Source organism: Flavobacterium sp. WC2409 (assembly GCF_041200085.1).
GTDB lineage: Bacteria > Bacteroidota > Bacteroidia > Flavobacteriales > Flavobacteriaceae > Flavobacterium.
Genome location: NZ_CP165625.1, coordinates 1322745 through 1349034 on the forward strand (window position 1 = coordinate 1322745; position 26290 = coordinate 1349034).

Below are 26290 nucleotides of genomic sequence, written 5' to 3' on the forward strand. Positions count from 1 at the left end.
TGAGCGGTTACGAACTTCCAGCCATCTCAAAGTGGCATAACGTTAGCAGTTATTTTACCTCAGAATAAACAAAATAATCAATTTTCATATGTCAGATAAAATTCAAAATAACTTCTATTTACTAAAAGAATCTGTAAAAGTCCTCAAGAAATCAAAAGTTATAGAAGAAGAAATTAATTTTAAATTTCTTCATACATTGCTTAAAAATAAAGGATTTAAAGAACAATCTATTCTTCCTAATCTAAGTTCAAAATATGAAATAAAAGTATATTATAAAAAGACCAGTAACCTAGTAAAGTGGAAAGGTTTTGTAAGTACAATTGTAGAACCAAATCAGGACATTATAAAAAACACTGATTCATCATCAGAAAGTTATGTGATTATATTGTTTAACCTTTTAACAAAAAAATATTTTGCTTCGACTGGTGGTTATGCTCATGTTACAATCCAAGAAATATCTACAAATGATTTTGGCCTTGAAATTCTTTCTCGTATAATTAAATCTGACGATAAGGCATTAAGATCTTCAAAAGAAAGGAATCTTACTGGTGGGGTTCAAGGAGCAATTAAATTTTTTAGAAATGATTACAATTTATTTGAAAATGAAAGTTTTGGAAATATCTATAATGAATTAAATGCATCAATTAGTAAAGACCAATTGATTAATTTTTTTGGATTTGCAAAAAATGATTTGAAATTAGGTAGTTTATGTATTGCGAAAAATTCATTTTCACTTAAAAAATCAATTTCATTTATAGAGCTACTTACTTTGATTGAAAAATGTGAAAACCTAATTACAAAAGCTCCAATAGTTGAAATAAATAGTATAGAAAAAATCAGCAAATCAAATATTGTTTTAATAAGTGATTTATGGGAAGACATACAAAAAAAAGTCTTTGATAATTACGTTAATTCTAATAATTTTTTTAGCATTGAAATTGCAAATAAAGATTTTGAAAAGTACTACTATGCAAATTTAACAGTTCTAAAATTCACAATAAATAGAAAAAAACAAGAAATAAAATTTGATAATGCAATCACAAACATTCAGACTGTTTTAGATGAAATTAGAAACATAGATAGTACTCTAACGAGTGCAAACTTTGAAAAATGTATAACAAATGCATCTATTGAAACATTTGATGAAAATGGAAATTTCTTAACAAGCGATAATTTAAAAAATCATTTTTGTACTGAAGTTTCACATGGCAATAAAAGTTATTTTTTAATTGAAAGAGATTGGTTCGAAATACGAAAGACTTTTATCGATAAAATAAATGAACAAGCAAACCACTTCATAAATTCAAATAAATATAATGGTCCAAAAATGGACAAATGGATTACTGGTAGTGAGAATGACTATAATTCCTCATACTTCACAAAACAAAATTCTATAGTTTTTGACAAATTTACTCCTGAAAACATTGAAGCTTGTGATATATTAAGATGGGATGCTAATAATATATACTTTTATCATGTTAAAAAAGGATTCGACAATTCTATGCGAGATTTATGTAGTCAAATACTAATTGCTGGAAGAAAAGTAATTGAAGATTCAAAAAATAGTTATAAATTTTTAGGAACACTATATGACACTGTCATAAAAAACAATGGTGCAACTCAATATTCCATAGAAGCAAAAAATCACTTGTCAAAAGTAAAAAAAGCTGATTTCATCGATTTAATGCAAAATCGAAAAATTGTTTTCGTTCTAGCAGTATTAGACACTTCTAAATCTTTACGTAATCTAGAAAATGAGATAGAAAAATTTGATTCAAATATTGCGAAATTTTCTCTTAATGAATTATCTAAAAGTATGAGAAATCTAGAAATTGATTTTAAAATTTTACAGTTAGAAAAATAAAAAAACAACTGCTAACAGCCCCCAGCTAGCGCGAGCGTCTCGCTCGTGCCCACAAACTAAATATAACCAAATTTTTATGAAAAAATATACATGTAGTTTTCTATTATAGCAGTTTATTTTGATAATTTATTTATAAAATAGTTCATTAATAAAAATATCAAAAATAATGGTTTACTTTATTTTAAATTGCTTTTGATAATGGGCACGAGCGAGACGCTCGCGCTAGCGGTCTTTAGCTACGATGAGCTGAACCACAAAGCAAATACTGTAATAAATATGAGTACAAAATATAAATTTGGTGAAAGTACGGGTGCTTATTTTGTAAGTTTTGCAACCATTAATTGGATTGATGTATTTACACGAGATACTTATTTTGGGAACATCATTGAATCCTTAGATTTTTGTAGAAAAAATAAAGGAATGGAAATTTATGGTTATTGCATTATGCCAAGTCATGTTCATTTAATTTTTCGTTCAAATCATGGAGATCCTTCTGGTTTGATGAGAGATTTTAAAGGTTTTACATCTAAAAAAATGCTCAAAACAATTGAAGAAAACGCTCAAGAAAGTAGAAGAGAATGGATGCTTTGGATGATGGAACGTGCAGGGAAAAAGAATAGCAATGTAAAACACAGACAGTTTTGGCAACAAGACAATCATCCAATTGAAATTTGGTCTTTAAAAGTTTTTGAACAAAAACTTAAATATATTCATCAAAATCCTGTAGAATCTGGTTTTGTAACTGATTCAATTGATTGGAAATATAGTTCAGCTAGAAACTATGGAAATAATGATCATACAATTTTAGAAATAGATATAAATTGATTTTTATTGTGGGCACGAGTGAGATGCTTGTGCTAGCAGTGAGCTCGTGAAAAACAAAACCAATTACCTACATTTATAATCCCAGAATGTTTGTCGTAATTTTAGAAAAAAAGTATGTATACAAGAAATTTAAAAGAAAATCTAACAATAATTTTTTTGATTTTAATTGCAAATTCCACTTTTGCACAGAAAAAAGAATTCCGAGAAGCGGTTGTTGATAGTTTGGCTTTGGTAAATAACAGAAAAATAGTAAACAGCCTAAATACGGATGTCTATCTAAAAAAAACATTTAGTAAAGAGAATATACAAATTCCGTATCGGCTTCTAAAGCCAAAAAATAATAGTAATAACCAAAAATATCCTTTAGTAATTACCTTTCACAACTCTACCCGAATTGGAAATGATAATGAAAATCAACTTGAACCATTTGCAAAAATTTGGTTAAGACCTGAAATTTATAATAAATATCAATGTTATGTAATTGCACCACAATTCAGCAAGCGTTCTTCAAATTATGAAAAGAATATTGATGGTATTCAAATTTCAAAATCTTCAAAAGATGTTTTTGCGGTATTGGAATTAATTAAAAATGTTGAAAAAGAATATCCAAACATTGATAAAAATAGGATTTACTTAATTGGTTATTCTATGGGGGCATCAACTGCACAAAACGTACTGAATATTGCGCCAAACATATTTGCGGCTACCGTTTCTGTTGCAGCTGTTCCTGATTTTTCAAATCTTAAAAAATTAAGCAAGAAAAATTTATGGCTTATACATGGGGAAAAAGATGACGAGAATCCCTATATCGGAAGTGTTGAATTGTTTAATAAATTACTTTCAAACAAAAATTTGATTTTTACGACTTTTAATAACCTCAATCATAATACTATTGTCATTCCTTTTTTAATAACCGAGGAAATTCCTAAATGGTTATTTGATAAGCATAAATAAAAAACATCTCTTACCTACATTTATAATCCATAGTCACCATAAAATTGGAAAACTAAAAAACTATAATTATCGAAATCTAAATCACAAATCAATATGAAAAAAAGGTCAAAATCATTTTTAGCAGTACTATTTATTTGTTTGACATCAACCGCAAGTTTTGCTCAATTGTCATCAACCAAAATTGACTCTTTGATGCAAGAGGCATTACAAAAGTTTAAGGTAGCAGGTGCTGCCATCGCTATTGTTAAAGACGGTAAAATTATTCATCAAAAAGGATATGGAGTCAGTTCTATTCTAACTAAGCAAGTGGTCAATGAAAATACTAATTTCCAAATAGCTTCTAATACTAAAGCATTTACAACGGCTGCTTTGGCGATTTTAGAAGACGAAGGCAAATTAAAATGGACGGATAAAGTGATTGACCATATTCCCGAATTTAAAATGTATAACGATTATGTTACTGCCAATTTTACCATCCTAGATTTGTTGACACACCGCAGTGGCCTTGGTTTGGGTGTTGGGGATTTAATGTTTTTTCCTGATGGTTCTAACTTTACTGTGAACGATGTGGTGACTAGCTTTCAACATTTCAAAGCGGTTTCGCCCTTTAGAACGCAATATGATTATGATAATCTATTGTATATCGTTGCAGGAGAAGTTATCGCTAGAGAGAGTGGCATGAGTTATGAGCAATTTGTGCAACAGCGCATCATCACTCCATTAGAAATGAACCGTACTTATGTGGGGAGCTTACTGAAAGACAAGAGTAATCTAGCGGTTTCGCACTCATCAGAATCAGGGACTATAAAAACCATTGAATCGTATGCTATTAGTACAGCAAGTGCAGCGGGAGGTGTATACTCAAATGTAGCCGACTTGTCAAAATGGATGATGACACAGATGAATAAAGGAAAATATGGTGTTGATATGCAATCTACTTTGTTTTCTGAAAAAAATCATAACGAAATGTGGCGCATACATACCGTAGAGCAGGCCAATCCAGACCCAAGATATAATTCTCATTTTGCGGGTTACGGTTTAGGATTTGAATTAGGGGATAGCAAAGGGAATTTTAAAGTTTCTCATACAGGCGGTCTGCCAGGAATGTTATCTATAATTACGATGTATCCTGACATGAACTTAGGAATTGTTATTTTGACCAATACGGAGAATGGTGGAGCTGGTTTATTTAGTGCAGTTACCCAAACGATAAGCGACAGTTATTTAGGTTTAGACGATTTTGGGTGGACCGATAAAATGGTGGGATGGATGAATGAAGGTAGAAATCAAGGTGATGATGTAACCAAGGAAGTTTGGAAAAAAGTAGAAGCTGTAAAAAACACCAAAATCAAAAATCAAGATTTTATAGGTGTTTATGAGGACAACTGGTTTGGAAAAGTGGAAGTATTTTTAAAAGACAAGAAATTGTGGATGAAATGTTTACGTTCGCCAAAATTAAATGGTCCTTTGGCTTTTTATGATGCCAATACATTTGCCATAAAATGGGAATATCAAGCGATGAATTGTGATGCGATGGCCACTTTTACCGCAGACGAAACCGGAAAAGCACAATCGATAAAGATGAAAGGAATTTCACCAAATATTGACTTTAGTTTTGACTTTCAAGATTTAGACCTAAAAAGAGTAAACTAGTAAACCAATAAGAATAAATCCAACTTAATTAGTGCAAGTCTGTTGATCATTTCCAAAAGAATTCTTGACAGACTAGTTGCGCTAACAATTCTCTTAAAATAGTAGTTTTTTTACCAATAATTCTATCGAAAATCCTTCCCATACCAATAGAACATAAGTCTAAAGAGGTTTGGAATGCTATTTTTCTATACAACAAGTTGAAGAAATTAAGAATCCACATTTTAACTAACTAACAATTATATAATATTTGTCTTTATTTATATAAGTCTTACCATTACTTTCTTCCTACATTTATCATCAGAAAAACGGAAAAGTAGTTGTGGCGATTCCCGACACATAAATAACTACCAAAACGAATAAATTAAAAAATAATTGATATGAATTTCAATGTAAACTGTTCGCTTTCGTATGTTGTAAATGGTCCTACCACTTTCATCTTTAATATTCAAGCCTTAAATACCTATAGTCAAAAAGTCTTGCAAGAAAATATTCAGGTAGATCCACCAATGTATTTAGAACAATATACTGCCCACGACGGTAGTTCTAGGTTTATTCGTCTTAAGGTTCAGCAACCCACTACTTTTACCTTAACATATTCAGCAGTTGTAGATATGAACTATAAAATCATAGATGAAAGTGCCTCGGCCAATGTCGTCGATGTAGTGGAATTAGACAGTTATATTGCTTCATTTCTGTATCCAAGTAGGTACTGTCAATCCGATCTAGTTATGGAATTCGCATACAATCAATTCGGGCAATACAATTCGGTTTACGAAACTGTTGTGGCTATAACTGAATGGATTTATAACAATATTAGTTATACCAGCGGAAGCACAAATTCACAAACTTCGGCTATCGATACTTTAAATGATAGAGTAGGGGTATGTCGTGATTTTGCACACTTGGGAATAGCGCTGTGTAGAGCATTAACAATTCCTGCGAGATACTTCACAGGATATGCGTATCAATTAAATCCACCCGATTTTCATGCTTGCATGGAAGTATATATAGATGGAAACTGGATTGTATTTGATTCAACCAAATTAGCACCACTCAACGGATTGGTAAAAATTGCTAACGGAAGGGATGCTGCTGATGCTGCTGTTGCCAGTATTTTTGGTGACGCTTATGGTACAAACGTAATTGTTGACTGCCAAGTAGTCGATCCATCCTTTCAACCTTATAAATATGACGGAAATTATAAAGGTTTGTCCTTTCAATAAAAAGGAATACCTAATTGTCATTTTGAATAAGTAAATAACAATCTTTACCCTTTCTATGTGATTTCTCTCTAGGGTGGAAATGATAAATAATTGAATTCTAGCAAGCAACTGTAATCTAAAATCAAAAATAAGTTGTTAATTTATATGTTATTTTCAAAAAGCGAAATGCTAATTAGAATCAAATAATGAAACAATCACAAAGAGGAGAATTTTATGGGCAAACGAATAAAACGATTCATTTAGATGGAATTACGTTGACCGATACCGTTTATACTCATGAGAAGGTAGACTGGCATTATCATGAAAACGCCTATTTTACTTTTATTTTGGAAGGAAATGTGATTGAAGGAAATAAAAAGGAGATATACAACTGCTCCGCAGGGAGTTTGCTATTTCATAATTGGCAAGAGCCACACTACAATATCAAACCCAAAGGATTTACAAGAGGTTTTCATATTGAAATAGAAAAAAATTGGTTTGAAGATTTAGAATTTGATGCAAATAATCTAGAAGGGAGTATCAATATTGCCAACTCTGATTTGAAATTTTTAATGTATAAAATTTTTAGAGAAACCAAAATGGACGATACCACAAGTCCGCTTTCTATTCAAACTTTATTATTAGAATCCTTAGCCAAAATGTTAATTGATAAGCAAACTAAGGCGAATATTAAGCCTACTTGGGTTTCGGAAATCAATATGATATTGAATGAACAATTTACAGATGCACTTACCTTAGACTATTTGTCAAAAACGGTTAATATTCATCCTGTGCATTTATCAAGAGACTTTTCTAAATATTTTCATTCTAGTTTTGGAGAATACATTCGAAAATTAAAAGTCGAAAAATCATTGCGACTCATCTCTCAGAAAAAATTAAGTTTGACCACCATAGCCTTAGATTGTGGCTTTGCAGATCAAAGTCATTTTACCCGTTGTTTTAAAGAAATCAATGGAATTAATCCTTCTGAATATAGAAAAATTCTTTTCAGTTAATTTTACCAATGTTAATTCTGTTCTATTTTTTAACTCATTTGGGTTATAGTTTTGTACCTAAATAAGTAACCAATTATGAAAAAGTTTTTTGCCACCATTTTAGTTAACTTGGTTTTTCTAACCAGTTTTGGACAAATAAAAGACGTAGTAGCCACCGAAGGCATTACAACTGATTTGCACAAAGCGAATGTTGGAAAAATTACTTTCATGAATGGGAATATTCCATTAGATCAATATAAAGAATCGGATTTCTTAACTTCCTTTAATTTAACTCGAAAATCAGACTTGAATATCCGAGTTTTCATGAATAATTCGGTTACCAATTATCTGCATCAATTGGCTCCCGATTTACCAATTGAAGAATTACTAAATGTAGGAAATCTTCAATTTTCATTTTACATTGATGGACAATTGATTTACAAAGAAAACATTCATCATGGATGCAGTTTTGGATCTGGCGGTACTAAAAATGCGTCTACCACTTTCAGAGTGCCATTGACGAGTTCTAAAGGCGAAGATTGGTGGGCGATGTATCTTTGGGATCGATTTAAAACTAAGGGTGGAGAAAAAGCATTGACTGAAGGCAAACACCAACTCAAAATCGAGATTAGACCCTATGTGAAAAGGGAAGAGGGTAGCGACGCAATAGTTGGCGATTTAATTGCTGCAGGCCAAGTACAACTTGTAATTAAAACACCTAAAATAACGGCCGAACAAATGGCGATTCAAGCCATTCAACCCAATAGCGGTTGGGAGATTTCCAAATTGCCTTTTGACAAAGCCAAAATTGAAATGCTCAATTCGGAAATTGCCAAGTACAATTTGAAAGAAATCACCAGTATTGTAGTTATTAGAGAGGGAAAACTAATGCTGGAAGAATACTTTAATGATGCCGATAGAAATACATTGCACGACACGAGATCCGCAGGAAAGTCATTTACATCCACTTTAATGGGTATGGCGATTCGTGATGGATACATTAAAAATGAAAATGAAACATTGAATTCTTTCTATGATTTAAAGCAATTTGATAATTATGAACCAATGAAAGACAGTATCAAGATAAAGGATTTATTGACCATGAGTTCCGCACTTAATGGCTCAGATGCAGACGGTAATTCGCCAGGAAATGAGGAGAATATGTATCCTACAGCTAATTGGGTAAAATTTACCTTAGACTTGCCTATGGATCATTCGAAAATAAATGGAGGGAAATGGGATTATTTTACAGCCGGAGGTGTCGTATTAGGTGACATTTTAGACAAAAAAATTATCGGAGGATTAGAAAAATATGCCAGTGAAAAACTGTTTGAACCTTTGAATATTACAAATTACCAATGGCAATATACGCCACAAAAAGTAGTAAATACGGCAGGAAGTTTGCAAATGAGGTCTTTGGATTATGCTAAATATGCTCAATTATATAAAAACAAAGGCGTATGGAATGGAAAACAAATACTACCAAAAGAGTGGGTAGAAAAAACGTTCACACACCAAATTCAAATTCCCGAAAGAGACAATCAGTTTTACAGTTATTTGTTCTGGAACAAATCGGTTTTCTATAAAGGTGAAAATTATGAAACCTATTATTGTGCAGGAAATGGAGGCAATGAATTTATTATGTTTAAAGACCTTCCCATTACTATTATTATCACTTCCAAAGCATATAATAAACCCTATGCACATGCGCAAGCAGATACAATTGTAAAAGATTATATTTTGCCAGCGATAATTAAATAAAAGAAATAATGAAATTGTAAAAAAGAATATACCTAGAATGAAAACCATTTTTGTTCTAGGTTTTTTGTTTATCATAAAGTCGTTTAAGTTTGAAATATATGGAGTAGGAGTACTTCAATATGTTGTATTAAGTATTGTTGTCTAATAAAAGCCAACAATAAATGAAATGGATAATAGATTTTCATATTGTAACAGTTGTTAAAATAATAATAATCTTTCACAATTAAATTGTACACAATTTAATTGTGAACTATATTTGTACCATCAAAAAGTAAAGATGAAAGACCAATTAAATATTAGCGAGCAAGTTTGTTTTCCTGTGTACGTATTTGCAAAGGAAATTATAAATCAATATCGTCCTTTGTTAGAAGAGTTACAACTTACTTATCCGCAATATTTGGTGATGCTTGTACTTTGGGAATACAAAGAACAGACTGTAAATCAACTTGGAGAAAAATTAAAACTAGATAGTGGTACGTTAACCCCTTTGCTAAAAAGAATGGAGCAAAAAGAATTTGTTTCAAGAATTAGAAGTACGGTTGATGAACGATTGGTTAATATTTCACTAACCGAAAAAGGACTAGCATTAAAAGAAAAAGCATCCTGTATTCCGGGTCAATTAATGGAATCTATGAATGTTTCAGCAGAAGATTTGTTAAGCTTAAAAAATATAATAACTAAGATATTAAAGAAATAAAAATGAAAGCAATTTATACAATTAATGCTACCGCAACTGGTGGTAGAAATGGACAAGTTAAAAGTGAAAATGGAATTATCGATTTAGAAGTGAGATATCCCAAATCTTTAGGTGGAGCAAATGATGAATATGCAAATCCGGAAATGCTTTTTGCAGCGGGTTATTCAGCTTGTTTTGATAGTGCACTCAACTTGATCATAAAAAAAGAAAAAATACAAACAGGTGAAACTTCGGTAACTGCCCAAGTAAGTATTGGACAAATTGAAAATGGTGGTTTTGGATTAGAAGCGGAACTGCATGCTAATATTCCTGGAGTATCCATGGATGAAGCACAATCATTAATTGAAAAAGCACATCAAGTTTGTCCCTATTCTAATGCAACTAGAGGTAATATGCTAGTGAAGTTGACTGTTTCAAACAATTAAATTGACAATAAGTTTCGTACTAATTTCCATCACATATTACCTATAAATACAATAAAAAAAAATGACACTATTAGAAAATTTAAACTGGAGACATGCCGTAAAAGCATATGATCCAACCAAAAAAGTAAGTGCAGCAGACATTGATAAAATTGTAGAAGCGGCACGTTTAGCGCCAACTTCGTCAGGATTACAAGCATTCCAAGTGATTGTTGTTGAAAATCAAGAATTAAAAGAAAAATTAGTAAAAGGAGCTTTGAATCCAGAATGTATGAGAGATTGTTCTCATGTGGTCGTTTTTGCTGGATGGGATCGTTATACTGCTGAACGAATTGATAAAGTTTATAATCATACAACTGATGTTCGTGGATTACCAAGAGGGCGTTTTGATAGCTATACTGATATGTTGAAGAAAATCTACCTAGCACAATCTGCCGAAGAGAATTTTGCTCATATCGCCAGACAAACGTATATTGCACTTGGTCTTTCTTTGGCGCAAGCCGCTGAACTAAAAGTAGATAGTACACCAGTCGAAGGTTTTAACAACACTGTAGTTGATGAAATCTTAGAATTAGACAAAAGAGGATTAAAAAGTGTTTCTTTGATGTATGTAGGTTATGCTGACACACCTAACGACTGGATTGCTCCCATGAAAAAAGTAAGAACCCCTAAAGAAGAATTTGTAATAGAGTTGAAATAAATAGTTCAGTTAGAATATTCCAGCTTAGATTCTAAATTTAGAAAAGTAAATTATTCAATTAAAACCTAGACCAAAACCCAGTTTTGTTCTAGGTTTTTTGCGTTTTTAGTAAGAGTTTTAAAATCAATTTGTGTTCCTTTTTTTAATTGTAATCTATAAAAAACACAAACAATGTTTTATTATTTCACTACAAAAAAATATTTAAATAGATGATAATTAAGTGCTTGTGATATTTTCATAAATATTTTTATTAACTTTAAGATGCAAATGAATAATGGAAGCAGATACCATTTTAAAAAACGGCTTGGTACTGAATTTAATTTAGTGTCACAAAAATAAAGACGATGCCAAAATATGTAATTGAAAGAGAAATTCCTGGAGCTGGTAAACTTACCCCACAACAACTAAAAGATATCTCGCAAACCTCTTGTAATGTGTTGGATAAAATGGGTTCCGAAATAAAATGGCACAATAGCTTTGTAGCAAAAGATAAAATTTATTGTGTATACACTGCGCCTAATGAAGATATGGTGCGTGAACATGCTAAACTAGGTGGTTTTCCAGCTAATGCAGTTAGTGAAGTATTTGCCGAAATAAATCCAAATACCGCACAATAAAATATCCTATTTATTTCAAAAAAATGGAAGCTACACTTTTAGGTAAGGTGTAGTTTTTTTGTGCTTGGAGTAGGCAAATAACTGCTTCAAATCCTTTGTTTCTAAAAATGGATTGTCATTTATAAAAAAGAAAAAGGAAATTCAATGAAAGGCATTTAACGTTATCTAGTTTATTTTTTTAAATTCGTAAGTGAAAATTAGTACAGATAATAAAAATAAAACATCCATATATGAAAGTTAAAAATATTTTCACTGTCTTTATAGCCATTCTAACCATAAATTGCATTGCACAACAAAAAGTACTTAAAGTAGGAATTATTGGTCTTACACACACTCATGTTCATGGAATTTTAGGGATTAAAGACCGGGGAGATATTGATATTGTGGGTATTGTGGAAACGAATCGAGAGTTAGCGCAACGTTATGCTGATCAATATCATTTCTCCATGGATTTAGTTTATAATACGATGGATGAAATGATTGCTAAAAAACATCCAGAGGCAGTTACCGCTTTTGGAAGTATTTATGAGCATTTAGGCGTTGTAGCCACTTGTGCACCAAAAGGCATTCATGTAATGGTAGAAAAACCATTGGCAGTAAGTTTGGAGGATGCCAAAAAAATGGAGGTTCTTGCAAAGAAATACAAGATTAAATTATTGACGAATTATGAGACCACTTGGTATCCGTCAAATAAGGAATCCTATGATTTAGTGAAGGCAGGAAAAATTGGAGACTTACGTAAAGTGGTGGTGCATGATGGACACAGAGGACCTAAAAAAATTGGAGTGAATTCGGAGTTTTTAGATTGGTTAACGGATCCTGTACTGAATGGAGGAGGGGCTATAACTGATTTTGGTTGTTATGGAGTTAATTTAATGACTTGGTTAATGGAAGGTAAGAAACCCAAAACGGTTACAGCCATTACGCAACAATTACAAAAAGAAAACAATCCAAAAGTAGATGATGAATCTACTATAGTATTGACTTATGATACTGCAAATGCTACGATTCAAGGTTCGTGGAACTGGCCAATAGGAAGAAAGGATATGGAAATTTACGGCTTAACTGGAGCTATTTATGCCGATAATAAAAATGACATACGAGTAAGAATGGCAGAAGGGTATGACGGTTTTACTGAAGATGGGCATAAAGCTACCGCACTTCAAGCTCCTTATAATGATCCATTTGCTTTTTTTGCAGCGGTGATACGAGATGAAATTACTTTAAAGCCTTACGACCTTTCTTCTTTGGAAAATAATATGATTGTTATGGAAATCCTTGATGCTGCTATAAAAAGCAGCAAAACAAACCGTACGATTGAAATAAAATAAAATAATGAAAGAATTACAAATTGCTACTTACGAACCCAAATACCATAAAGAATATAAAAGACTTTCTATAGAATGGTTAGAGAAATATGGTTTATTAGAACCCGCAGATATGCCGATGCTTGACTTTCCAAAAGAAGAAATTCTAGATAAAGGTGGTTCAATTTTTCTGGCTCATTATGACAATACTATTGTGGGAACTATTTCGATAGTAAAAGAAGGGAAAAATAATTTTGAGATACTAAAATTAGGAGTTAATTCAGACTATCAAGGATTAGGGATTGGACGAAAACTGATGGTACATTGTCTTGATATTTGCAAAAAGAGTAATGCTGAAGCCATTATTTTGGAAACCAATACTAAATTGTTGAGCGCCATTGCACTTTATAAAAGCTTAGGTTTTAAAGAAATTCCTTTAACGGATTTAATGTATCAAACCGCCGATTATAAAATGGAGTTGATCCTTGCAGATTGGATTTTGACAAATTAAAAAGAATCAAATAACAGGATTAAATAGATTGCTAGAATTCGGTTATTTTTAACAACATAATAATTAAAGCTTATTTTTTTTTTAGTTATGATGCAAAAAGATAGCTATTTTATTATAAATTTATACTTTGTCCAATAAAATTAATTTAGTCAGTTATGAAATTTAAAAAAGTTAGCAGTTATTTATTATTAGTTGTTTTATTTTCAACTACAATTGCAATGGCACAACATACGGTGATTAATACGCCACCAGAAGTATCTCCTATGCCAATGAAACCAGAAATGACCGAAATTTGGGAGCCGCAAGTTAGTGTAATTACACCTGCAAAAAAGTTAGGAGATGCGCCTTCTGACGCGATTATATTATTTGACGGTAAAAATATGGATCAATGGGTAAGTCAAAAAGACGTTACCAAACCTGCGGCCTGGAAAATCGTGAACAACGATTATATGGAAGTAGTTCCTGATGCTGGAGGAATTCAAACTAAAATGCAGTTTGGCGATTGTCAATTGCATATTGAATGGAGTGCCCCTGATGTTGTGATTGATGGAGGACAATGGAGAGGAAATAGCGGTGTGTTTTTCCAAAATAGATATGAACTACAAGTATTAGATTCGTATAACAACAGAACCTATAGTAATGGACAAGCGGGAAGTATTTATAAAGATCACCCACCATTAGTAAATGCAATGAAAACACCTTTGGAATGGAATACCTATGATGTAGTTTATACAGCACCTCGCTTTAAAGCGAATGGTCTCATTGATGCACCAGCAAGAATTACTGTTTTTCACAATGGGGTTTTGGTACAAAACAATACAACCATAAATGGTTTAACATTGTATTCTGGTTTGCATAATTATCCTTCTTCTCATGGAGATGATGTGATTTCGTTACAAGAACACGGTTGTAAAACACAGTTTAGAAATATCTGGCTTAGAAAATTGTAAAAACTCAATTTTATAAAAGCATATAAAAAAGCCACTAAGTACAGTACTTAGTGGCTTTTTCGGAATTAGTAAACATTGTATTTTAGAAATTCTATTATTGCCATCCGCCTCCAAGGGCTTTGTACAATTGAATTACAGCTTTATATTGTTGGAACTTATTATCTACTAAACTTAATTTAGCATTTAAAGCATCATTTTTAGAGGTTAATACTTCTAAATAATTGGCCAAACCATAGGTCAATAATTCATCAGAGAAAGTGGCCGCTTTTGTTAATGCATCCGCTTGTTTCTCACGAACCGTAATTTTATAAGTTTCATTGTTGTACTGTGCCAGTGCATCCGAAACTTCTTTACCAGCCGTAAGTAGGGATTGTTCAAATTGCAAATAGGCTTTTTCCTGATTGGCTTTAGCTATTTCAAACTTAGTTCTAACTTGTCTTTGATTGAAAATAGGTTGGGTTAATCCCGTTACAATATTGGCAAAGATAGAATTGGCACTGAACCATTCTTTTAAATCGATACTTTGAAGTCCGCCTATAGCAGTAATTTTTAAGGAAGGATAAAAACCGCTTTTGGCCACATTGGTCAACTCAAAATTACTAATCAAGTTGTACTCAGCAGCAATAACATCAGGTCTATTTCTCAATAAATTAGCAGGAACACCAGTAGTAATGCTAGGTTGCATTTTTTGAGATTCAAAAGTAGATCGTTCAATTTTACCCGAAGCTTCTCCTAAAAGTGCGCTCATTGTATTTTCTAAAATAATGATGCTATTTTTTAAATCAGCAATAATAATTTCGGTCGTATATTTTTGAGCTTCTGTTTGTTTTACCCCCACTTCTGTTACATTCCCCGATTTTTTCAATGCTAAAATGGTTTCGATACTTTTGTTTCTATTGATTAAAGTTTCTTCAGCCACTTTTATCTGTGCATCAACTGAAAGCAGTTGGTAATAAGTAGAAGCTATATCAGCAATTAATTGCGTTTTTATGGCTTGATTGGCTGCCGTTGTTTGTAAGTAGACAGCATTAGTTGCTCTTTTATTACTTCTTATTTTTCCCCAAATATCAGCTTCCCAGGATAGATTTCCAGTCAATTGGTATTGATCGGTATTTAAATCTGTTAAGAAAGATCCATTCTGACTGTTTTTAGAAATTTTGTTGTGTGTCCAATCTGTCCCAGCAGATAGAGTAGGGAAGTAACCTGCTTGTCCTTGCTTCATTGTAGCTTGTGCGGCAGCAAGATTTTGCAAGGCAATCCGAATGTTTAAATTGTTTTCTAACCCTTTTTTAATATAACCCTGCAAAAGAGGATCAGTAAAAATTTTATCCCAAGAAACATTCGCTAGTGAAGCAGTGTCTGTAGACACCACTTCATTTCTATACAAGTTTTCTGTTTTCAATTCTGGACGTTTGTAATCTTTAGCAACAAAACACGATTGCATTAGTGCTGCCGTCACTCCTAAGAGTGCGATTCTATATATATTATTTTTCATTTTTTTCATCTAAAAGTGCAACATCTGTTCCCTGATTCTCTATAGGAAGCGGTTTTGTAGAAATTTTTTCCTGTAATGTTTGGAAAACGATAAACAATACTGGTATCACAAATACTCCAAAAATAGTTCCTATTAACATTCCTCCAATTGCTCCAGTTCCAATAGCATTATTTCCTACGGCTCCAGCTCCTTTAGCTAACATAAGTGGCATTAGTCCAAAGATAAATGCAAATGATGTCATTAAAATAGGTCGTAAACGAGCAACAGCGCCATGAATTGCTGCTTGAGCAATAGTCATTCCTTTTCTTCTTGAATCAACCGAAAACTCTACTATCAAAATGGCGTTCTTAGCGAGCAATCCAATAAGCATGATGAGCGTAATTTGCAAGTAGATGTTATTACTTACATTGAATAAATAAGCAAATAAGTAAGCACCTGCTAAACCAATCGGTAGTGATATTAATACTGCAAATGGCAACATATAACTCTCATATTGAGCGGCAAGTAAGAAGTAAACAAAGATTAGACACAGCATGAAAATATACAAGGTTTGTCCACCTGCACTAATTTCTTCACGCGTCATTCCTGAAAATTCATAACCATATCCAACAGGTAGGTTTTGACTAGCTACTTCTTCAACTGCTTTAATAGCATCACCAGTACTGAAACCATCATTTGGCGCTCCAGTTACTTTAACAGAAGTAAATAAATTGAAACGGTCTATAGCTTGAGGTCCAAACACTTTTACTAAAGTCACAAATTGTGAAATAGGAGCCATTTGTCCACTACTATTTCTAACTAAAACTTTGTTTAGCGATTCAGGATTGTTTCTGAATTCGGGATCTGATTGGTATACTACTCGGTATTGTTTTCCAAACTTGTTGAAATTAGAAGCATATACACCACCATAATACCCTTGCATTGTTCCTAAAACATCAGTGACTGTAAGCCCCGATTTTTTTATAAGCGGAACATTTAAATCAATTCGGTATTGCGGGTAATTTGGAGAAAATGAGGTAGCTGCATATTTAATTTCTGGTCGACTGTTTAATGCTGCCAAAAATTTATTGTTTACTTCGCTTAACTCTTGTATAGATCCTCCTTTTTGATCTTGTAGTTGAAATTCAAATCCATTGGTAAAACCAAAACCAACAAGTGTCGGACGAGCAAAATAGAGTACTTTCGCATCTTTTACGGCAGCTGTTCGCTTAAATAATTCCGCAACAACTGCAGTTATTTCTTGATTAGCATCTTTACGTTCCGCCCATGGTTTCAATTTTACAATTACCATTCCGTAGTTGCTTCCCGTACCACTGATTAAACTTCGACCAGAGATTCTAAGTACCTCTTTTATTTCAGGAATATCTTTTACTTTATTTTCAATTTGTAATAACACTTCTTCTGTTCTTTGTAAAGAAGTACCCGGTGGAAGAGAAACATCAGAAAGAATAGCTCCTGTATCCTCACCAGGGACAAAAGCCTTTGGTGTGATATTTAATAATAAGATTAAAATTCCGGCAAAAACAGCAATTCCTAAAAAAGCCAACCATTTGCGTTTTATAAAAAACTCTACAGATCTTTTGTATTTAGCTGTCGTCGTTTCAAATCCAGCGTTAAATGCGGTATAAAAACGTTCCATGAAACCTTTTTTCTTTGCACTTTTATCGTGTTCTTTTAAGAAAATAGCACATAATGCAGGAGAAAGTGTTAGTGCGTTAATAGCTGACAATACAATTGAAACCGCTAGCGTTAATCCAAACTGTTTGTAGAAAACTCCAGCAGAACCACTAATAAAAGAAACAGGAATAAATACAGCCGACATTACCAGTGTAATGGATATAATTGCACTACTAATATCTTGCATGGCGCTGTGAGCTGCTTTTTTAGGATTGTGCTCACCCGCTTCCATTTTGGCATGCACGGCTTCCACCACTACAATAGCATCATCCACTACAATTCCGACCGCAAGTACTAAGGCAAATAACGTTAATAAGTTAATGGTAAAGCCAAATAAATTAAGGAAAAAGAACGTTCCTAAAATAGCTACTGGTACGGAAATCGCAGGAATAAGAGTCGATCTCCAATCTTGTAAAAAGATAAAAACGACAATAAATACTAGTAAAAATGCCTCAATTAGTGTATGAATCACTTTTGTGATTGACTCATCTAGGAAATCATTGGCATTAATTAATGTAGCATATTTTACTCCTTTTGGAAAATTCAGTTCGGCTTGATTCAGTACTTTTAATGACCCTTCAATTACTTCTTGAGCATTAGACCCTGCGGTTTGTGCAATGGCAATAGCTATTGATTTATTGCCGTTTGTATAGGCATCACTCGCATAATTAACAGCACCCAATTCAATTCTTGCTACATCACCTAATTTAAGGATTTCTCCATTTTCAGTTGAACGAACAATAATTTCTTCAAATTCTTTTATATTTTGTAAACGTCCTTTGTATTTTAAGGTATATTGAAAAGATTGGTCGCTATTTTCACCCAATTGTCCTGGAGCGGCTTCAATATTTTGTTCCGCTAATAGCGCCGTAATATCCGATGGTACTAGACCGTAAGCCCCCATAACGTCAGGTTTTAACCAAATACGCATAGAGTAGTCTTTTTGACCAAAAATCATAGCTTCTCCAACTCCCGCTACACGTTTAATTTTAGGTAAAATATTAATGTTGGCGTAATTTTGAAGAAATGTATCATCATAATCAGGATTTTCACTATAAAGTGAGAAAATCAAAATATTATCACTTTGTCTTTTTGATGTTGTAACACCCGCTCGAGTAACTTCTTGGGGTAGTAGTGACGTTGCACGTGATACACGATTTTGCACATTCACCGCTGCCAAATCAGGATTAGTACCTAATTTAAAATAGATACTAATAGATGCTGAACCATCATTATTTGATGTTGAAGTCATGTAAGTCATGTCTTCAACACCATTAATTTGTTCTTCTAAAGGAATTACTACCGAGTTCATTACAACTTCGGCACTTGCTCCTTGATAATTTGCCGCTACAGTTACAGTAGGTGGTGCTATTTCTGGATATTGTGAAACTGGAAGCGAGATTAACCCTAAAACCCCCAAAATTACGATGATAATAGATATCACTGTTGACAATACCGGTCTGTCAATGAATTTTGAAAACATATTTTGTTATTTATTCAATAGTTAGTTTGTCAATTATTTTTTTGTTGGATTGATTATAGTATTAAAATCTACTACCTCAGGTTTGATAAGCGTTCCTTCAGTAACTATTCCAACTCCCTCAACAAGGACTTTATCATTTACATTTAATCCACTGTCTACTACAAAAAATTTACCTCCAGGAATTGCACGAACTTCAATAGGCACTGCTTTCACTTTGTTGTCTTTATCTACAATAAGAGCAATGCGTTTGTCTTGTAATTCTAATGAAGCATTTTGTGGGATTATAATAACATCCTTTAAATTTGTTGGGATTTGGACAATTCCACTGCCACCTGACCGCAATAATTTGTTTCCATTTGGAAAACTGGCTCTTACATTAAAGGAACCTGTTTGCGTATTGGCTTGTCCACTAAAAGTTTCAATTTTACCCTTTTGCTCATATGGCATACCATTACTCAAAATCAAATTTACCTTTTCCATTTTGTTGATTTTTTCTTGAAATGTTTTACCTTCAGCATTCATCATGATGTCTAATTGTTGTTTTTCATTTACTGAAAAATAAGCATAAATAGTACTAATATCTGAAATACGAGTTAATGGCTCTGCTGTTTGACTGCTGACATAACTTCCTAAACGTAAAGGTAAAGTGCCCACTATTCCATTAACTGGACTTTTTATGGTTGCATAATTAATTCTGGCAATTATACTTTGGTAGGTACTTTTTTCACTTGCCAAATTTGCTTTGGCAGTTTCTAGTTGTACATCACTAATTATATTACGATCAACTAATGGTTTTAAACGGCTTACTTCAACTTGTGCAGCAGCAACTTTAGCCTTTGCAGCCCCAGCTTCTTGGGTAGCAGTTTGTGTTTCTAGTTTAAAAAGTAATTGCCCTTTTTTAACTTCTTGTCCTTCTTGTACATATATTTTTTCAATATATCCATCTACTTTTGCACGAATATCTATATCTGTAATCCCTTCTAGACTTGCGGGGTATTCTGCTAATAAAGAAGTGTCAGATTTACCAATTTCAACTACCTTATAAGGCATAACTGGTGGAGCTGTTTGAGTGGTTTCTTTTTTACAGGAGAGCAAACTTATGGATAACAAAACGGCACTTATAAAATATTTTTTTTTCATCTGTGAATATTTACTGATTTGGATTAATTATTATTGATTGATTATATTTTTGGTTTCTTTTGTTTTAAATTCTTCAATTGTTTTTTTAAGCGATATTTCAACCTCATTTAAATGAATTTTATAGGCTTTTGTATTTTCCAGATTGCATCTCTCAGCTGGACAAGATGCGGTATGTTCTCTATAAATAATCATTCGGTTTACAATGGTCATTTCAGAATCAATTAATCTCAGATAGTTTTCTAAGCGCTTACTTAAATTAGCAGCCTTAAAGTACTTTTTACGATCTCCCGTTATGGTGAAATAGATGATCTTTTCCATTTTTAAGAGTAAATTTAAATTAGTTGAAATCGAACTTTTACTAGCGCCCATTGTTTCAACAAGAGTCTCAAATGTAAGTCCAGATTTACAGCCATCAATTATGAGTGTACCAAGAATGCGTGATGCCAAAGGTGGAATGTTATAAAGTTTTTCAAAATGAACACCAAACATTTCTTTTAGTTCATTTTTTTCTTTCTGAATATCCATGTTAATTTTTTTACAAATGTAACATTGGTTCATAAAACACCGAACTAATCGAACTTAAAATTATGTTAATTTTAATACACTATTTTTATGTTGTTAATTTAGATGGAAATAAATACGAAATTGATAATTTATAGGGTTATAAAGTATGTATCTATAGGCTGTAAATTATAAAATCTAATTTACTTATATTTGTTCCTTAAAAATTAACTTCTAGTGAGTCAAATCAATAAACTAAAGATATTCAATGATCCCATTTATGGTTTCATTAGCATACCCAACGCATTAATTTACGATTTAATACAGCACCCTTATTTTCAAAGACTTCGACGCATCTCTCAAATGGGATTATCTTATTTAGTCTATCCAGGAGCCAATCATACCCGTTTTCATCATGCTTTAGGTTGTATGCATTTGATGCAAAAAGCAGTTGATGTATTGCGTTTTAAAGGAGTTTCTATATCTCAAGAAGAAGAAAATGCATTATATATTGCAATTTTATTACATGATATTGGGCATGGTCCTTTTTCACATGCTATGGAAAGAAGCATTGTTGAAGATGTGCATCATGAAGAAATTTCATTGTTATTTATGCATCAATTAAATAGTGAGTTTAAAGGTCAGTTGAGTTTAGCTATTCAAGTTTTTGAAGGGGATTATCATAGAAAATTCATGTTGCAGCTTATTTCAAGCCAATTAGACATGGATCGAATGGATTATTTAAAACGCGATAGTTTTTATTCCGGAGTTGCCGAAGGGAATGTAAATTCGGAGCGATTGATCCAAATGATGAATGTTGTGGATGATGTTTTGGTAATCGAAGAAAAAGGAATTTACTCAGTGGAGAAATTCTTAATGTCCCGACGTTTAATGTATTGGCAAGCCTATTTGCATAAAACCAGTTTGGTAGCTGAGTTAATTTTAACTAAAATTTTAAAGAGAGCCAAAGAATTAACTTTAAAAGGAACTATATTGCCTTGTAGTAAACCCTTGCAGTTTTTTCTTCAAAATAAAATTACATTAGATGCATTTGATACTGAAATTTTGAATTTATTTTCACAGCTCGATGATTTTGATATAATAAGTGCACTAAAGGGATGGCAACATGAGGATGATTTTATTTTGTCTTCATTGAGTAAAATGATTATTAATAGGGATTTATTGAAAATAAAATTAACAAGTGAAAAAGTGCCTACTGAAGATTTACACCCTTTAAAAGAGCGCTTTGCATTGGAAAACAACATTAGTTTGTTAGAAACTAATTATTTTATTTTTAAAGGTAAAATAAAAAATCAAGCATATAGCAAAGAAGCAGAACCCATACGAATTTTGAAAAAAGATCGAACAGTTGAAGATGTAATTGAATCATCTGACCAGTTGAATTTAAAATCATTATCGAAATCAGTTACTAAATATTACATCTGTTTCCCAAAACAACTGATGTAAATGAACATTTAAAATCTATTTTTTTATATTTTTGTCGCAATGAAATTTACAGCAGAACAAATAGCGGGAATTTTGGAAGGTGAAGTTATTGGCAATCTCAATGCTCAAGTATCTGAGTTATCTAAGATAGAAGAAGGTAAAGAAGGTTCTTTAACTTTTTTGGCAAATCCAAAATATAATAATTATATTTATACCACAGAGGCAACCATTACCATAGTAAACAAATCCTTTATTCCAGAATCGGAATTAAAAACTACCTTAATAAAAGTAGACGATGCCTACTTATCTTTTTCAAAATTATTAGAATTTTATGCTGAAGCAAAAGGCAATAAAATAGGAGTGGAGCAACCTTCAGTACTGCCAGAAAACACTAAATATGGTGAAAACTTATATTTGGGAAGTTTTAGTTATATAGGAGCTAATGTTACTCTAGGGACTAATGTGAAAATTTATCCCAATTGTTTTATCGGAGATAATGTTGTCATTAAAGATAATGTCACTATTTTTGCTGGTGCAAAAATATATTCGGAAACTGAAATTGGTAATAATTGCACCATTCATTCAGGAGTAATTATTGGAGCAGATGGATTTGGATTTGCTCCAAATACAGATGGAACTTTTAAGAAGATACCTCAAATAGGCAACGTAATTATTGAGGATGATGTTGATATAGGTTCTTGTACAACAATTGATAGAGCGACAATGGGTTCTACAATTATAAGAAAAGGAGTTAAACTAGACAATCAAATTCAAGTTGCCCATAATGTAGAAATAGGAGAGAATACCGTAATTGCCGCTCAAACGGGAATTGCAGGTTCTACCAAAATCGGAAAAAACGGAATGATTGGTGGGCAAGTAGGGATTGTAGGGCATTTAACCATTGGTGATAATGTTCGCATTCAAGCTCAAGCAGGTGTAGGAAGAAATATAAAAGACAATGAGGTTTTGCAGGGAAGTCCAGCATTTGGATACAATGATTTTAGTAAATCATATGTACATTTCAGAAATTTACCGAAAATTGTTGCAGAAATAGAAGAGTTAAAAAAACAAATATTAAACCAAAAAAATGGAAACAATGGTTAAACAAAAAACCATCAAAACAGAAATCTCGCTAACTGGAGTTGGATTACACACAGGGAAAGAAGTCAAAATGACCTTTAAACCTGCTCCAGTTAATAATGGTTTTACTTTTGTTAGAGTAGATCTAGAAGGACAGCCAGTTGTTGAAGCAGATGCTAATTATGTAGTTAATACACAAAGAGGTACTAATTTAGAGAAACTTGGAGTTAAAGTTCAAACACCTGAGCATGTATTGGCGGCATTAGTTGGTTGTGATTTGGATAATGTAATAATTGAACTAAACGCTTCAGAACTTCCTATTATGGATGGGTCGTCTAAGTATTTTGTTGAAGCTCTCGAAAAAGCGGGAATTGAAGAACAAAATTCTAAGCGAAACATTTATGTGGTAAAAGAAGTTATTTCTTTCACTGACGAAGAATCGGGTAGTGAGATTTTGATTATGCCAAGTGATCACTATAGTGTTACAACAATGGTAGATTTTGGGACTAAAATTTTAGGAACCCAAAATGCCAACATGAAAAATATTTCTGATTTTAAAACAGAAATATCGGAATCAAGAACTTTTAGTTTTTTACATGAACTAGAGGCTTTGTTGGATAATGGACTAATTAAAGGTGGTGATTTGAATAATGCTATTGTGTACGTTGATAAAGAAATATCTGCGGCTACGATGGAAAATTTAAAAATAGCATTTGGAAAAGACGTTATAAATGTTAAACCAAATGGTATACTAGATAATCTTACCTTGCATTATCCAAATGAAGCAGCAAGACATAAACTACTTGACGTTGTTGGTGATTTAGCTTTAATTGGAACAAAAATTCAAGGTAAAGTAATTGCAAATAAGCCAGGACATTTTGTAAACACTCAGTTTGCTAAAAAAATGGCCAAAATTATCAAAATAGAACAAAGAAATTATGTTCCTGTTTATGATTTGAATTTGGAACCATTAATGGATATCCATAAAATCATGGCAGTTCTTCCTCATAGACCCCCTTTCTTGTTGATAGACCGAATTATTGAAATGTCTGAAAGTCATGTGGTAGGTATGAAAAATGTTACAATGAACGAGAATTTTTTCGTTGGACATTTTCCAGAAGCTCCTGTAATGCCAGGGGTTTTAATAGTGGAAGCTATGGCACAAACAGGAGGAATATTAGTTTTAAGTACTGTTCCTGATCCTGAAAATTATTTGACTTATTTTATGAAAATAGATAATGTTAAATTCAAACATAAGGTATTACCAGGTGACACTTTGATTTTCAAATGTGATTTAATCACACCGATTAGAAGAGGGATTTGTCATATGCAAGCCAATGCTTATGCAAATGGAAAATTAGTTGCAGAAGCAGAATTAATGGCTCAGATTGCCAAAAAGCAATAAAAATTAAATTAGAATAAACACTCTAAGTCAATTATCTGGAGTTTATTATTCTGAAAATACTAATATAAAAAAAAGCAGATGAATCAACCCTTAGCATATGTTCATCCTGGCGCTAAAATCGCCAAAAATGTTGTAATAGAGCCTTTTACAACCATTCACAATAATGTTGTTATTGGTGATGGAACTTGGATAGGTTCTAATGTTACCATTATGGAAGGCGCAAGAATAGGAAAAAATTGCAATATATTTCCTGGTGCAGTAATATCTGCAGTACCGCAGGATTTAAAATTTGGTGGAGAAGAATCTTTAGCAATAATAGGTGATAATTGTACTATAAGAGAATGTGTCACCATTAATAGAGGAACAATTGCTTCAGGTCAAACAACCCTTGGGAACAATTGTTTAGTTATGGCTACAGCACATATTGCGCATGATTGTCACATTGGCGATAATGCAATTATCGTTAACGGTGTTGCATTAGCTGGACATGTTACGGTTGGGAAATTTGCCGTTATAGGTGGTTTAGCTGCTATTCATCAGTTTATTCATATTGGAGATCATGCGATGATTTCGGGTGGTTCATTAGTGAGGAAAGATGTTCCTCCTTTTACAAAAGCTGCTAAAGAACCTTTATCTTATGTTGGAATTAACTCAGTTGGGTTAAGAAGAAGAGGTTTTACAACGGAGAAAATTAAAGAGATTCAAGATATTTATAGAATTTTATATCAAAAAAACTATAATACAACCCAAGCAATTGGAATTATTGAAGCGGAAATGGAAGCAACTCCTGAGCGTGATGAAATATTAGATTTTATCAGAAATTCGTCTCGTGGTGTTATGAAAGGATATACCGGGAATTATTAAGGCCTAGTCCTCCCACTAGTTTGTGGAGGTATAGATAAAAATATAACAATAAGTAACACACTTCCATCCAGCTTCCCTTCACTTAAGAAAGGGCTGAAATGGAGAAAAAACAAAAATAAAATGGCATCTACATCAGACATCAAAAACGGATTATGTATTAAGTACAATAATGATATTTACAAAATCATTGAATTTCTTCATGTTAAACCAGGTAAAGGACCTGCATTTGTAAGAACCAAATTGAGAAGTTTGAGTAATGGAAAAGTATTGGATAATACATTTTCTGCAGGACATAAAATTGAAGAAGTTCGCGTTGAAAATCATAAATTTCAATATTTATATCCAGAAGGAGATGACTTTCACTTTATGAATACAGAGACATTCGAACAAATATCTTTGAATAAAAACATCTTGGATTCACCAGATTTATTGAAAGAAGGTGAAAGCGTAATGGTTAGTATTAATACTGAAACTGACTTGCCTCTTTCAGTAGATATGCCTGCATCTGTAGTACTTGAAGTAACATATGCTGAACCAGGAATTAAAGGAAATACAGCTACAAATGCTACAAAATCGGCTACGGTAGAAACTGGAGCGACAGTAAATGTACCTTTATTCATTAACGAAGGAGATAAAATTAAAATAGATACAGCTTCAGGTTCATACATGGAGCGTGTTAAGGAATAATTTTTATACGTTTTTAGTTTTCAATCACTAGTAATTCTATTTTATTAGTGATTG

23 protein-coding genes are annotated in these 26290 nt (G+C 32.5%); 19 read left to right on the top strand and 4 right to left on the bottom strand.

Annotation, left to right across the window (positions count from 1 at the left end):
- The first annotated feature begins 88 nt into the window (after positions 1-88).
- The 14 genes from AB3G34_RS05735 (at position 89) to AB3G34_RS05800 (ending at position 14458) form a co-directional block, all read left to right on the top strand.
- On the top strand, positions 89-1864 hold the full coding sequence (locus AB3G34_RS05735; RefSeq protein WP_369753747.1) for a DUF6119 family protein: 1776 nt from the start codon (positions 89-91) through the stop codon (positions 1862-1864).
- A gap of 276 nt (positions 1865-2140) precedes the next feature.
- Positions 2141-2689, top strand: coding sequence for a transposase (locus tag AB3G34_RS05740; protein WP_369753748.1), 549 nt, complete (start codon positions 2141-2143; stop codon positions 2687-2689).
- Positions 2690-2803: 114 nt separating this feature from the next.
- Positions 2804-3643 (top strand): prolyl oligopeptidase family serine peptidase, encoded by an 840-nt coding sequence (locus AB3G34_RS05745; protein WP_369753750.1) that lies wholly within the window; start codon positions 2804-2806, stop codon positions 3641-3643.
- A gap of 93 nt (positions 3644-3736) precedes the next feature.
- On the top strand, positions 3737-5296 hold the full coding sequence (locus tag AB3G34_RS05750; protein WP_369753751.1) for a serine hydrolase: 1560 nt from the start codon (positions 3737-3739) through the stop codon (positions 5294-5296).
- Positions 5297-5673: 377 nt separating this feature from the next.
- Positions 5674-6519, top strand: a complete 846-nt coding sequence (locus AB3G34_RS05755) for a transglutaminase family protein (RefSeq protein ID WP_369753752.1) — start codon at positions 5674-5676, stop codon at positions 6517-6519.
- A gap of 185 nt (positions 6520-6704) precedes the next feature.
- Positions 6705-7514, top strand: coding sequence for a helix-turn-helix domain-containing protein (locus AB3G34_RS05760; protein ID WP_369753753.1), 810 nt, complete (start codon positions 6705-6707; stop codon positions 7512-7514).
- Positions 7515-7589: 75 nt separating this feature from the next.
- The gene (locus tag AB3G34_RS05765) at positions 7590-9254 is read left to right on the top strand and encodes a serine hydrolase domain-containing protein (RefSeq protein WP_369753754.1); all 1665 of its coding nucleotides are present in this window, start codon (positions 7590-7592) and stop codon (positions 9252-9254) included.
- Positions 9255-9531: 277 nt separating this feature from the next.
- Entirely contained in the window at positions 9532-9951 is a 420-nt protein-coding gene (locus AB3G34_RS05770; protein ID WP_367769728.1) for a MarR family winged helix-turn-helix transcriptional regulator, read from the top strand.
- Positions 9952-9953: 2 nt separating this feature from the next.
- Positions 9954-10376, top strand: coding sequence for an organic hydroperoxide resistance protein (locus AB3G34_RS05775; protein WP_367769731.1), 423 nt, complete (start codon positions 9954-9956; stop codon positions 10374-10376).
- Positions 10377-10437: 61 nt separating this feature from the next.
- Entirely contained in the window at positions 10438-11073 is a 636-nt protein-coding gene (locus tag AB3G34_RS05780; RefSeq protein WP_367752942.1) for an NAD(P)H-dependent oxidoreductase, read from the top strand.
- A 344-nt stretch (positions 11074-11417) separates the two neighbouring features.
- Positions 11418-11690, top strand: a complete 273-nt coding sequence (locus AB3G34_RS05785) for a DUF4242 domain-containing protein (RefSeq protein WP_367769734.1) — start codon at positions 11418-11420, stop codon at positions 11688-11690.
- A 230-nt stretch (positions 11691-11920) separates the two neighbouring features.
- Positions 11921-13021 (top strand): Gfo/Idh/MocA family protein, encoded by a 1101-nt coding sequence (locus AB3G34_RS05790; RefSeq protein WP_369753755.1) that lies wholly within the window; start codon positions 11921-11923, stop codon positions 13019-13021.
- A 4-nt stretch (positions 13022-13025) separates the two neighbouring features.
- The gene (locus AB3G34_RS05795) at positions 13026-13508 is read left to right on the top strand and encodes a GNAT family N-acetyltransferase (protein ID WP_369753756.1); all 483 of its coding nucleotides are present in this window, start codon (positions 13026-13028) and stop codon (positions 13506-13508) included.
- Positions 13509-13663: 155 nt separating this feature from the next.
- A complete protein-coding gene (locus AB3G34_RS05800) occupies positions 13664-14458 on the top strand; it encodes a DUF1080 domain-containing protein (RefSeq protein ID WP_369753757.1) in 795 nt (264 codons plus the stop codon).
- Positions 14459-14552: 94 nt separating this feature from the next.
- Here the strand turns inward: AB3G34_RS05800 and AB3G34_RS05805 are convergent, their stop codons facing one another.
- From AB3G34_RS05805 to AB3G34_RS05820, 4 genes are read right to left on the bottom strand one after another with little or no spacing between them, the layout of a single operon-like run.
- Entirely contained in the window at positions 14553-15953 is a 1401-nt protein-coding gene (locus tag AB3G34_RS05805) for an efflux transporter outer membrane subunit (protein ID WP_369753758.1), read from the bottom strand.
- Complete coding sequence (locus AB3G34_RS05810; protein WP_369753759.1) at positions 15943-19113, bottom strand: efflux RND transporter permease subunit; 3171 nt, start codon at positions 19111-19113, stop codon at positions 15943-15945. The genes AB3G34_RS05805 and AB3G34_RS05810 overlap by 11 nt, the downstream gene beginning before the upstream one ends.
- Before the next feature lie 33 nt (positions 19114-19146).
- Entirely contained in the window at positions 19147-20253 is a 1107-nt protein-coding gene (locus AB3G34_RS05815) for an efflux RND transporter periplasmic adaptor subunit (RefSeq protein ID WP_369753760.1), read from the bottom strand.
- A gap of 30 nt (positions 20254-20283) precedes the next feature.
- Complete coding sequence (locus AB3G34_RS05820; protein ID WP_369753761.1) at positions 20284-20778, bottom strand: GbsR/MarR family transcriptional regulator; 495 nt, start codon at positions 20776-20778, stop codon at positions 20284-20286.
- A gap of 213 nt (positions 20779-20991) precedes the next feature.
- Here AB3G34_RS05820 and AB3G34_RS05825 point away from each other — a divergent pair, with 213 nt between their 5' ends.
- From AB3G34_RS05825 to efp, 5 genes are all read left to right on the top strand, one after another.
- The gene (locus tag AB3G34_RS05825; protein ID WP_369753762.1) at positions 20992-22221 is read left to right on the top strand and encodes an HD domain-containing protein; all 1230 of its coding nucleotides are present in this window, start codon (positions 20992-20994) and stop codon (positions 22219-22221) included.
- Positions 22222-22260: 39 nt separating this feature from the next.
- Complete coding sequence (gene lpxD, locus AB3G34_RS05830; protein ID WP_367752962.1) at positions 22261-23304, top strand: UDP-3-O-(3-hydroxymyristoyl)glucosamine N-acyltransferase; 1044 nt, start codon at positions 22261-22263, stop codon at positions 23302-23304.
- Positions 23297-24685, top strand: coding sequence for a bifunctional UDP-3-O-[3-hydroxymyristoyl] N-acetylglucosamine deacetylase/3-hydroxyacyl-ACP dehydratase (locus AB3G34_RS05835; RefSeq protein ID WP_369753763.1), 1389 nt, complete (start codon positions 23297-23299; stop codon positions 24683-24685). The genes lpxD and AB3G34_RS05835 overlap by 8 nt, the downstream gene beginning before the upstream one ends.
- Positions 24686-24763: 78 nt before the next feature.
- Complete coding sequence (lpxA, locus tag AB3G34_RS05840) at positions 24764-25549, top strand: acyl-ACP--UDP-N-acetylglucosamine O-acyltransferase (RefSeq protein ID WP_367752966.1); 786 nt, start codon at positions 24764-24766, stop codon at positions 25547-25549.
- Positions 25550-25669: 120 nt separating this feature from the next.
- Positions 25670-26236, top strand: a complete 567-nt coding sequence (gene efp, locus AB3G34_RS05845; protein WP_367752968.1) for an elongation factor P — start codon at positions 25670-25672, stop codon at positions 26234-26236.
- Positions 26237-26290 lie beyond the last annotated feature (54 nt).

Bases quoted from the DNA above. Each gene is read 5' to 3' on its own strand.
- AB3G34_RS05770 (WP_367769728.1), top strand. From the start codon at position 9,532: ATGAAAGACCAATTAAATATTAGCGAGCAAGTTTGTTTTCCTGTGTAC.
- AB3G34_RS05820 (WP_369753761.1), bottom strand. From the start codon at position 20,778: ATGGATATTCAGAAAGAAAAAAATGAACTAAAAGAAATGTTTGGTGTT.
- AB3G34_RS05835 (WP_369753763.1), top strand. From the start codon at position 23,297: ATGGTTAAACAAAAAACCATCAAAACAGAAATCTCGCTAACTGGAGTT.
- AB3G34_RS05755 (WP_369753752.1), top strand. From the start codon at position 5,674: ATGAATTTCAATGTAAACTGTTCGCTTTCGTATGTTGTAAATGGTCCT.
- AB3G34_RS05760 (WP_369753753.1), top strand. From the start codon at position 6,705: ATGAAACAATCACAAAGAGGAGAATTTTATGGGCAAACGAATAAAACG.
- AB3G34_RS05815 (WP_369753760.1), bottom strand. From the start codon at position 20,253: ATGAAAAAAAAATATTTTATAAGTGCCGTTTTGTTATCCATAAGTTTG.
- AB3G34_RS05800 (WP_369753757.1), top strand. From the start codon at position 13,664: ATGAAATTTAAAAAAGTTAGCAGTTATTTATTATTAGTTGTTTTATTT.
- AB3G34_RS05810 (WP_369753759.1), bottom strand. From the start codon at position 19,113: ATGTTTTCAAAATTCATTGACAGACCGGTATTGTCAACAGTGATATCT.
- AB3G34_RS05765 (WP_369753754.1), top strand. From the start codon at position 7,590: ATGAAAAAGTTTTTTGCCACCATTTTAGTTAACTTGGTTTTTCTAACC.
- efp (WP_367752968.1), top strand. From the start codon at position 25,670: ATGGCATCTACATCAGACATCAAAAACGGATTATGTATTAAGTACAAT.
- AB3G34_RS05805 (WP_369753758.1), bottom strand. From the start codon at position 15,953: ATGAAAAATAATATATATAGAATCGCACTCTTAGGAGTGACGGCAGCA.
- lpxA (WP_367752966.1), top strand. From the start codon at position 24,764: ATGAATCAACCCTTAGCATATGTTCATCCTGGCGCTAAAATCGCCAAA.
- AB3G34_RS05745 (WP_369753750.1), top strand. From the start codon at position 2,804: ATGTATACAAGAAATTTAAAAGAAAATCTAACAATAATTTTTTTGATT.
- AB3G34_RS05790 (WP_369753755.1), top strand. From the start codon at position 11,921: ATGAAAGTTAAAAATATTTTCACTGTCTTTATAGCCATTCTAACCATA.
- AB3G34_RS05750 (WP_369753751.1), top strand. From the start codon at position 3,737: ATGAAAAAAAGGTCAAAATCATTTTTAGCAGTACTATTTATTTGTTTG.
- AB3G34_RS05775 (WP_367769731.1), top strand. From the start codon at position 9,954: ATGAAAGCAATTTATACAATTAATGCTACCGCAACTGGTGGTAGAAAT.
- AB3G34_RS05785 (WP_367769734.1), top strand. From the start codon at position 11,418: ATGCCAAAATATGTAATTGAAAGAGAAATTCCTGGAGCTGGTAAACTT.
- AB3G34_RS05735 (WP_369753747.1), top strand. From the start codon at position 89: ATGTCAGATAAAATTCAAAATAACTTCTATTTACTAAAAGAATCTGTA.
- AB3G34_RS05740 (WP_369753748.1), top strand. From the start codon at position 2,141: ATGAGTACAAAATATAAATTTGGTGAAAGTACGGGTGCTTATTTTGTA.
- AB3G34_RS05780 (WP_367752942.1), top strand. From the start codon at position 10,438: ATGACACTATTAGAAAATTTAAACTGGAGACATGCCGTAAAAGCATAT.
- AB3G34_RS05795 (WP_369753756.1), top strand. From the start codon at position 13,026: ATGAAAGAATTACAAATTGCTACTTACGAACCCAAATACCATAAAGAA.
- lpxD (WP_367752962.1), top strand. From the start codon at position 22,261: ATGAAATTTACAGCAGAACAAATAGCGGGAATTTTGGAAGGTGAAGTT.